General features: G+C 70.4%; 7 protein-coding genes and 1 other RNA gene. 5 read left to right on the top strand and 3 right to left on the bottom strand.

Annotated elements, in window-relative coordinates:
• The 4 genes from ACFFNX_RS08775 to rnpB form a co-directional block, all read left to right on the top strand.
• Nucleotides 1-316, top strand: a 316-nt coding sequence (locus ACFFNX_RS08775) for a Nif3-like dinuclear metal center hexameric protein (protein ID WP_378197881.1), incomplete at its 5' end; no start/stop codon positions are given.
• Nucleotides 313-1056: a zinc ribbon domain-containing protein gene (locus tag ACFFNX_RS08770; protein ID WP_378197879.1), complete on the top strand. Its 744-nt coding sequence runs from the start codon at nucleotides 313-315 to the stop codon at nucleotides 1054-1056. The genes ACFFNX_RS08775 and ACFFNX_RS08770, both read left to right, overlap by 4 nt.
• 5 nt (nucleotides 1057-1061) lie before the next feature.
• Nucleotides 1062-2207, top strand: coding sequence for a bifunctional RNase H/acid phosphatase (locus tag ACFFNX_RS08765; protein ID WP_378197883.1), 1146 nt, complete (start codon nucleotides 1062-1064; stop codon nucleotides 2205-2207).
• A gap of 39 nt (nucleotides 2208-2246) precedes the next feature.
• Nucleotides 2247-2637: RNase P RNA component class A (gene rnpB / locus ACFFNX_RS08760), an RNA gene on the top strand.
• Nucleotides 2638-3080: 443 nt separating this feature from the next.
• Here rnpB and ACFFNX_RS08755 read toward each other — a convergent pair.
• The 3 genes from ACFFNX_RS08755 to ACFFNX_RS08745 all read right to left on the bottom strand — a co-directional run bounded on the left by ACFFNX_RS08755 (nucleotide 3081) and on the right by ACFFNX_RS08745 (nucleotide 6136).
• Nucleotides 3081-3566 carry a DUF1062 domain-containing protein gene (locus ACFFNX_RS08755; protein WP_378197877.1) on the bottom strand — a complete coding sequence of 162 codons (486 nt, stop codon included), beginning with the start codon at nucleotides 3564-3566 and terminating at the stop codon, nucleotides 3081-3083.
• Between the two features lie 1001 nt (nucleotides 3567-4567).
• A complete protein-coding gene (locus ACFFNX_RS08750) occupies nucleotides 4568-5833 on the bottom strand; it encodes an nSTAND1 domain-containing NTPase (RefSeq protein ID WP_378197875.1) in 1266 nt (421 codons plus the stop codon).
• A gap of 156 nt (nucleotides 5834-5989) precedes the next feature.
• The gene (locus ACFFNX_RS08745) at nucleotides 5990-6136 is read right to left on the bottom strand and encodes a hypothetical protein (protein ID WP_378197873.1); all 147 of its coding nucleotides are present in this window, start codon (nucleotides 6134-6136) and stop codon (nucleotides 5990-5992) included.
• A 229-nt stretch (nucleotides 6137-6365) separates the two neighbouring features.
• Between ACFFNX_RS08745 and fxsT the strand changes: the two genes are divergently transcribed.
• Complete coding sequence (gene fxsT / locus ACFFNX_RS08740) at nucleotides 6366-8900, top strand: FxSxx-COOH system tetratricopeptide repeat protein (protein ID WP_378197871.1); 2535 nt, start codon at nucleotides 6366-6368, stop codon at nucleotides 8898-8900.
• Nucleotides 8901-8959: the final 59 nt, after the last annotated feature.

Raw genomic sequence — 8959 nt, 5'->3', positions numbered from 1 at the left:
CGGCCTGCGCGTCGCCGGCGACCCGGACGCCCCCGTCCGTACGGTGGCGGTCTGCGGCGGGGCCGGCGACTCGCTGCTGGGCGCCGCGCGCGCGGCGGGCGCGGACGTCTACCTCACCGCCGACCTGCGCCACCATCCGGCCTCGGAGTTCCGTGAGGCGGGCACGACGGCGCTGGTCGACGCCGCGCACTGGGCCACCGAATGGCCATGGCTTCGCGACGCGGCCGGGCTGTTGGGGGAGACTAACGTTGAGACCCGAATCTCCGCGGCCAACACCGACGCCTGGACCTTTCGATCCCGTGAAGGAAGTACGTGAAAGCAGCACCTGAAGCCCAGCTGCGGCTCCTCGACCTGCAGGAGCTCGACACCGCGCTCGACCGGCTCGACCACCGCAGGCGCGCGCTGCCCGAGCTGGCGGAGATCGAGCACGCCGAGCAGCGCCTGCGTGAGTTCGGCGACGCGCTGGTCGCCGCGCAGACCGAGATCAGCGACATCGACCGGGAGCAGAAGAAGGCCGAACAGGACGTCGACCAGGTCCGCGCCCGCGCCGAGCGCGACCAGAAGCGTCTCGACTCCGGCCAGGTCTCCTCGGCCCGCGACCTGGAGAACCTCCAGTCCGAGATCACGTCGTTGCAGCGCCGTCAGTCCGACCTTGAGGAGATCGTTCTGGAGGTCATGGAGCGGCGCGAGGAGGCCGAGACCCGGCTCCGCGCGGTCGAGGCCGACCGGGAGACCAGTGAGAAGGTCCTGGCCGAGCTGGCCGCCCGGCGCGACGCCGCGTACCGCGAGATCGACGGCGAGGCCGAGCTGACCAAGCAGGCACGCGTGGGTGTGGTCACCGACATCCCCGGCGACCTGCTGAAGCTGTACGACAAGCTGCGCGACCAGCAGCGGGGCGTCGCCGCCGCGGCCCTGCTGCGCGGCCAGTGCCAGGGCTGTCACCTGCAGCTCAACACCGTCGAGCTGAACGAGATCCGCGCCGCCGCCCCGGACGACGTCATCCGCTGCGAGGAGTGCCGCCGGATCCTCGTCCGTACCAAGGAATCCGGCCTGTGAGACTGATCGTCGAGGCGGACGGCGGATCGCGGGGCAACCCGGGACCGGCCGGCTACGGCGCGGTCGTACGCGACGCCGTCTCCGGTGAGGTGCTCGCCGAGGCCGCCGAGTCGCTCGGCGTGACCACCAACAACGTCGCGGAGTACCGCGGCCTGATCGCCGCCCTGACGAAGGCCGCCGAGATCGCCCCCGGCGCCGACGTCGAGGCCCGCATGGACTCCAAGCTCGTCGTGGAGCAGATGTCCGGCCGCTGGCGCATCAAGCACCCCGACATGAAGCCGCTGGCCATGGAGGCGCGCAAGCTCGCCTCCGGCTTCTCCTCGGTCCGCTTCACCTGGATACCGCGCGAGCGCAACAAGCACGCCGACCGGCTCGCCAACGAGGCGATGGACGCCGCCGCCCGGGGGCGGGAGTGGTCCGCGTCGTCGTCCTCGGCGTCGTCCTCGGCGTCGTCTTCCGCGTCGTCGTCCGCCGCCTCGGCCGTGCCCGACGATGAGGAGCCTCATCGAAAGACCTCGCCCGGCTGGGCCGCCCCGTCCGGCGTACCGACCCGTACGCTGCTGCTCCGGCACGGCGAGACGCCCCTGTCGGCGGAGAAGCGCTTCGCGGGAGTCGGCGAGATCCCGCTGACCGAGACGGGCGTGCTCCAGGCGAAGGCCGCGGCGAAGGCCCTGGCCGGCCGCTCCATCGACGCGATCGTCTCCTCACCGCTGGGCCGGGCGCGCCAGACCGCGCAGGAGGTCGCCGACGTCCTCGACCTGCCGGTCCGCACCGATGACGGCTTCCGTGAGACCGACTTCGGCGACTGGGAGGGCTACACCTTCGCCGAGGTCCGCGAACGCTGGCCGGCCGAACTCGACTCCTGGCTCGCCGACCCGTCCGTGGCCCCACCGCACGGCGAGAGCTTCGCCGACGTCGCACGCCGCGTGAACACCGCGCGCGACAAGCTCCTCGTACGCGCCCGGCAGCAGACGGTCCTGGTCGTGTCGCACGTGACCCCGATCAAGCTCCTCGTACGCTCCGCGCTGGAGGCACCGCCGTCATCGCTGTACCGCATGTTCCTGGAGGTGTCCTCGATCTCGGAGGTCGACTGGTACGCCGACGGCCCCGCGGTGCTCAGACGCTTCAACGACACCCACCATCTCGGCTAGGGACGGCGCCGGCGCACGGTAAAATGTCAGACTGGTGGACGAGTCGGCCGGGCGGCCGCGGCGGGGGCCTCACCGCCCCCGGCGAGGAAGGTCCGGGCTCCACAAGGCAGGGTGGTCGGTAACACCGACCCGGAGTGATCCGCGGGACAGTGCCACAGAGAACAGACCGCCTCCGCGTCCGCGGAGGTAAGGGTGAAACGGTGGTGTAAGAGACCACCAGCGCCCCAGGCGACTGGGGCGGCTCGGTAAACCCCACCCGGAGCAAGGTCAAGAAGGGCCCGCCACGGCGGACCCGCGCAGGCGCCAGAGGGCAGCCGGCCCGAGCCTGCGGGTAGACCGCTCGAGACCGCCGGCAACGGCGGTCCTAGATGGATGGCCGCCCCTCCGCTGACGCGGAGGACAGAACCCGGCCTACAGGCCGACTCGTCCACTGTGCCGGCCCGGGGGGCGACCCCCGGAGCCCCCGCTGTGGGGGGCCTCCGCCCCCCACGCCCCCCGAGGGCTGAGGCTCGGGAGAGCCTTCGCGATCGTTGGGTGGTGGCGGTTCGCGAGGCCACGCGTCGGCCAGGGCGGTGTGCATCCTGTTGATGCCTGGTTTCGCTTGATGTGCGAGACACCCTAGGTTCGTCGAATCCAGCGGTCTCGCCTGCCGTCTCCGTGGAACTGGCTCAGGCGGGCCGCAGCGAGCACCTCGCCGGCTAGTTCGCCTGGGGCGAGCCTGCCGAGCGCAGCATGAGCGTCCCGCCTGGTCGACAGAACCCTTCATGGAGCAGGGCGATCGGTTCGTCGGGCCGTCCGGGTGGCCTTCGAAGATCTTTAGGTGGCGATGGTCCCCCTGCCACCGGCAGGGGGACCACTCCGGCTGCGTTCCGGCTAGTCCTCGGCCATTACGGTGAAGGTGAATCCAATGCTCGTTGGACGGCGTAGTGGGACGTTGCACTTGATGCGGCGCAGTGCCTCGTTCCTGCTGAGGCCGAGGCCTTGTGCGATGAGGCGTTCCGGGCGTACCGGTACCGGGTCCTCGAAGACGACCTCCACCTGGACCGGCCACGGCTCGTCGAGCCATGTCGGCGAGGTGTCCAGCCGCCAGGCGTCCGTCCAGTCCAGGGTGAAGCGGTTGCGGCGGGCGAACAGTGGATCAAGCAGCCTGGACGCCACCAGTTCCGGATCGTTGACGCGGTAGCCGTGGAGTTCGGCCGGGTCGAAGGATCTGACCGGCACTCGTTCGTGCACGGTGAGCTTGCTCGTCCGGTCGCAGGATACGCAGCGGACCAGCAGCCACACGTCCAGTCGCTTGCTGTTGGCGTTGACGCGGAATCTGCCCTCGCCCGTGGTGGCCGACTCCGATCGGCAGGCCACGCACCGCAACGACAGCAGAGGCAGCCTGGTTCGACGGACGACCCAGGGCAGCACGATATGAGGTTGTGAAGACATGAGCCCTCTAGACCTGACACGAGGCCGATGACGCGCGGCCTCAAACGCTTTACGACCGGGCGCGCAACGGCAGCCCGGCAGAACCGACGGGAACGTCGGTTTGAAGGTGAGCGGAAGAAGGTGTCAGGTCTGAAGGGCAGGCGGGGTCACGCGGTCTTGTCCTCTGTCCTCACGACGGCGGGGTCGCAGGCAACCTACGGGAACGCGGGAGGAGAGCCCAAACGGTTTTCCCGGCCATCGGGAGCCAGGGGAGAGATAGTGCCCGAGGAACTCCAGGCGAGGCGCAGAAGCGCGGAAGGCCCCGCCCACCCGGGAATCGGGGGAGCGGGGCCTTGGCCGTTGAAGGTCAGCGGCGGTAGTCGCCGTAGGAGTTCCAGTCCTCCGGGCGCTTGTCCTTGTCGTTGTTGCTGCCGTACGAGTTGCCGTACGGGCTGCTCGGGTACGCCTGCGTGGCGTTGGGGTCGTCCGACGGCTGGCCCGGGGCCGGCGGCGAGCCCGAGTCGTAGCCGGGGGAACCCGACCCGTAGTTCCCGTACGAGGACGACGACGAGGAACCGCCGTAGGAGGAGTAGCCGCCCGTGGACGACGACCCGTACGAGTCGGAGGACGAGCCCGAGTAGCCGGTGCCCAGCGGGTCGTCCGAGCCGTACGGCGACGGGTCGCCGCTCGACGAGTAACCCGAGGACGAGCCGTACCCGCTGTCGTACGAGGACGACGAGCCGTCGTAGGAGGACGACGAGCCGTACCCGCCCGTGCTGCCCGAGGAGGACGAGCCGGAGTAGCCCGTGCCGAGCGGGTCGGAGCCGTAGTCCGTGGACGACCAGCCGCTGCCCGCCGAGGGCGGGCTCCCGGCCGACGGTGAGGAGCCGTACGACGACCCGTACGAGGGCGAGGAGGACGACGAGCCGGATCCGTACGTCGAGCGCTCACCGGTGCCCAGCGGATCGTTCAGCGGGTCGTTCAGCGGGTCGTAGCCCGCGGCCGGCGCCGGCTCGCTCTCCGCGGGGCCGCCCGAGTTGCGCTTGCGGTCCGACTGGATCTTGGCGAGCAACTCGTCCACGCTCGGCAGCCGGTTCTCGTCCTCGCCGCCGGACGACGGGGCGGGGCCGGACCTGCGGCAGGCGGTAGCGGCGCCGGCCCGCGGGCCGGTCGGCCACGAGCAGGCGCACATCCTCCAGCGCGCGTACGACGGTGTTGGGCAGGTCGCGCGTGAGGCGCCGCCCCTCCGTGACCCCGTCGGCGTCCGGCTTGCGGCCGAAGACCTGGCGGAACCACGTGGTCAGCGCGCTCGGCCATTCGCCGTACGCCGTCGCGACCGTCGCCAGCGACCGCAGACAGTGGTCCCTGAGGGCGCGATCGACCGCCTTCGGCAGGCGTTCGTCATCGTCGCCGCTCTCCCGGGGGAGCTCCTCCCACAGGCGGCTGCACACGATCTGCAGCAACGCCGGGTCGATGGCGGCCTCGCCGGCGCCCAGTTCGTCGACGAGCCGCCCGGCGCTCGCCGCGAGCGGGTGGCCGGTGTCGCTCAGCGGCCCGCTGACCACCTGACGGGCGGTGGAGAGGCTGAAGGCGCGCAGCGGGAACCGGGTGAGCTGCCGGGCCGGCATCCCCGAACGCACGAGGAGTGTCTGGAGCTCGTCGAGGTTCTCCGTGCGGACGGCGATGAGCAGATGAAGGTCGTGCCGGGCCGCCGTGGCCTCGACGAGCTCGTCGGCGAACCGCCGCCGATGGTCGTCCCTGTCGCGGGTGCCGGAGAAGAGCAGGTCGGTCTGGTCGATCGCGGCGAGCACGGGGACCGCGTCGCCGTGCCGGTCGACGCCGGCGTTCTTGCGCACGAGGCCGCGGATCGAGGAGCCCGCGATGCGCGTGGGCGAGTCCTCGGGGTACCAGGACGCCAGCAGCGCGAACGTGAAGGGGTTGATGTCGGGCAGGGCGGCCAGCGGGAAGTCGGCCAGGAACGCCAGCCGCCCGATGGGCAGCACGCGTGGGTCGGTGCCCGCGCCGAGCTCGGGCAGCACGCCGGCGCGCAGCAGGGAGGTCTTCCCCACCCCGGCGGGGCCGTGGAGGATCGTCACCCGGTGATCGCGCCAGAGTTTCGCCAGGGCCGCCGCCTCGCGGGCCCTGCCGTGGAAGATCGCCTCATCCGCCGTGTCGAACGGACGTGAGCCGACGAAAGGGGAACGCGTGCTCATGAGCATGATCACGTCATGACCGGGATGACCAACGGGTCGTGCTTCGGCGGGGTGATGACGACTACACCTACACCGGTCCTTGCCGCGAAGCCAACGAAGTCAAGGCGGAAGTCTGGCCGAATGTGGAAGTCGCCGGGCCCGCTGGAAACCCTGACGTCAGAGTTTGTTGTCGAACCCCGCTCCGTCGGCCATCTCTCGGGTCGGGTGGATCGCCTCCAGGACAGCGCTCGTGAGAACGGGGTTGTCGGCGGATCGCAGGAGGTCAGAGGTGACTCCCTGCAGATCGATGGTGAGCGGTGGCATGATGCCTCCCCGGTGAGTCCGCTGCCCGGTCCGGATTGTCACCACAATATAACTCGTTTTCCTGCGTTTTCCTGCATGTGTCGCTAATTGTCATTTAGGGCGATCCCTATCCATGTATGTCATATGACACACGCGCACGGGAAGATTTTCCCTCCGCGTAGGTGATTGCGCCGTTTCGGACATAGTCTTGCTAATCATCGGTGAGACCGGGTGATGCGGAGGCAACCGAGTGGCTGGGCCAGAGAAGACCGGCGCGACGCAGGACATGCGCGTCCCCCCGGTCTGGGGGAACGTTCCCCAGCGCAACAAGAACTTCACCGGTCGCGAGGAACTGCTGGCCGCCCTCCGCGAGGGAATCGCCAGCCAGGTCACCGCCGTGGTCCCGCAACCCCACGCGCTGCACGGCCTGGGCGGCGTCGGCAAGACGCTGACGGCGGTCGAGTACATCTATCGCTACCGGCACACCTATGACGTCGTCTGGTGGATCCCCTCCGACCAGCCCTTCATGGTCAAGACCGCCCTCGCCGACCTCGCCCCCCACCTCGGGTTGCCGCCCGCAGCGGTGAGCGGCATCGAGGACGCGGCCAAAGAGGTGCTCGACGCCCTGCGCCGGGGCGAGCCGTACGACAAGTGGCTGCTGGTGTTCGACAACGCCGACCAGCCCGAGGACCTGCTCGACAGCATTCCGCGCGACTCGGGGCACGTGCTCATCACCTCGCGCAACCATCGCTGGGAGAGCCTCTTCGACGCCGTTCCGGTCGACGTGTTCCGCCGCGAGGAGAGCGTGGAGTTCCTCACCAAGCGGGTACGGGGCGCGATCAGCGCCGAGGACGCCGGGCGCCTGGCGGAGCAGTTGGGGGACCTGCCGCTGGCGCTGGAGCAGGCCGGAGCGCTGCTGTTCGAACGCGGCATGAGCGCCTCGGAGTACCTGGAACAGCTCGCCGACCGCACCAGCCAGCTGCTCTCCCAGGGTCGGCCGGCGGAGTACCCGGTACCCATGACGGCCGCGTGGAGCGTGTCGGTGGCCAACCTCAGCGAGAGCCTCCCGGAGGCCGTCGACCTGCTGCGGATCTGCGCCTTCTTCGGCTCCGAGCCCATCCCGCGCGAGGCCATCGGCAAGGCGCCGCCGGGGCTGCGGCCCGAGGTCGCCGGCCTGATCTCCGACCCGATCCGGCTGGGCCGCGCGGTCGGCGAGCTCGGCCGGTACGCCCTGGCCCGGCTCGACATCCCCGCCCGCACCATCCAGGTGCACCGGTTGGTCCAGAAGCTGGTCCAGGACGAGCTGTCCCCCGAGGAGCGGGAGCAGATCCAGCACGAGGTCCACCTGCTGCTGGCCGCGTACAACGCCGGCGACCCCGACGACGACACGAGCTGGCCGAAGTACGGCGACCTCCTGGGCCACCTGGCGCCCGCGAAGGTGGCCGACTGCCCGACGCGCGAGGTACGGGCGTTCGCCATCCGGATGCTGCGCTACCTGTTCAGCTCCGGCGACTACCACTCCGCCCAGATCCTGGCCGCTGACTTCATCGACCGGTGGAGCGTCGAGTCCGGGCCGCAGCACCGCGACGTCATCGAGGTCCAGCTCGCGCAGACCAACACCCTGCGCGAACTCGGGAGTTACGAGGAGGCGTCCGCGCTCAACGCCGAGATCCTCACCGCCTCGGAGAAGGTACTGGGCTCCGACCACGACATCACCCTGCTGGCGCTGCGCGGGTCGGCCGCCGACCTGCGCGCCGTCGGCGACTTCCGCACCGCGCTCGACCGCGACCGGGAGGCGCTGCGCCGCTACGAGGACAAATACGGCCCCGACGACGCGGGCACGCTCCGCGCCGTCAACAACCTCGCCCTCGACTACGGCCTGATCAGCGACTACGCACAGGCACGCGAGCTGCACCACCGCTCGTTCATGGGCTGGAAGCAGCAGGAGAGCCGCACCGTCATGGCCAGCATGCTCAACGCGCTGAACGGGCTGGCCCGTGCGGTGCGCCTGGCCGGCGACTACTCCGAGGCCTGCGACCTCGGCGACGACGCGTACGCGATCGGCCTGGACGCGCTGGGCGCCGAGCACAACTGGACGCTTCGTACGGGCAAGGACCTGTCGATCGCGCTGCGCAGGTACGGGGAGCTGGAGCGGGCCGAGGAGATGGCGGTCCAGGTGCAGGACCGCTGCACCCGGCTGTTCGGCCTCGACTCTCCCGACACGCTCGCGGCCGCCATGTGCCTGTCCAACCTGTGGCGCACCGTCGGCCGCCTCGACGAGGCCACGGGCCTGGTCGCCGACTCGGCCGCGCGGTACACCAAGGTCTTCAGCGCCGACCATCCGTTCAGCCTCGCCTGCCTGAGCAACCTGGCCGTCCTCCGCCGCGTCCAGGGCAACCCGCAGGAGGCGCGGAAGCTGAACGAGCGGGCGCTCGCGGGACTGGAGGCCAGGCTCGGCCGTGACCACCACTACTCGCTCACCGTGGCCGTCAACCTCGCCAGCGACCTCGCCGAACTCGGCGAACTCGACGCGGCCTGCCGACTCGGCGAGGGCACACTGCGACGCCTGCACCGCCTGTTCGGCGCCGACCACCCGCTCACCCTGACCGGCACCGCGAACCTGTCGACCGACCTGATCGCGGTCGGCCAGACCGAACGCGGCGAGGAACTGGTCGAACAGACCCGGGCGGGCTACCAGCGAACCGTCGGGCTGAACCATCCGGACGCCGAGGTCTTCCTCGAAGGCCGACACCTGGACGCCGACTTCGACCCACCGCCGATCTAGGCGTGCTGCCTGGGAATGTCGGTGGCAGGCGACATGCCCAGGGTGGTGCTTGAACGAGG

Source organism: Actinoallomurus acaciae, assembly GCF_042429965.1.
GTDB lineage: Bacteria > Actinomycetota > Actinomycetes > Streptosporangiales > Streptosporangiaceae > Actinoallomurus > Actinoallomurus acaciae.
Note: the sequence above shows the minus strand (reverse complement) of the source record. Positions and strands in the feature narration are given on the sequence as shown.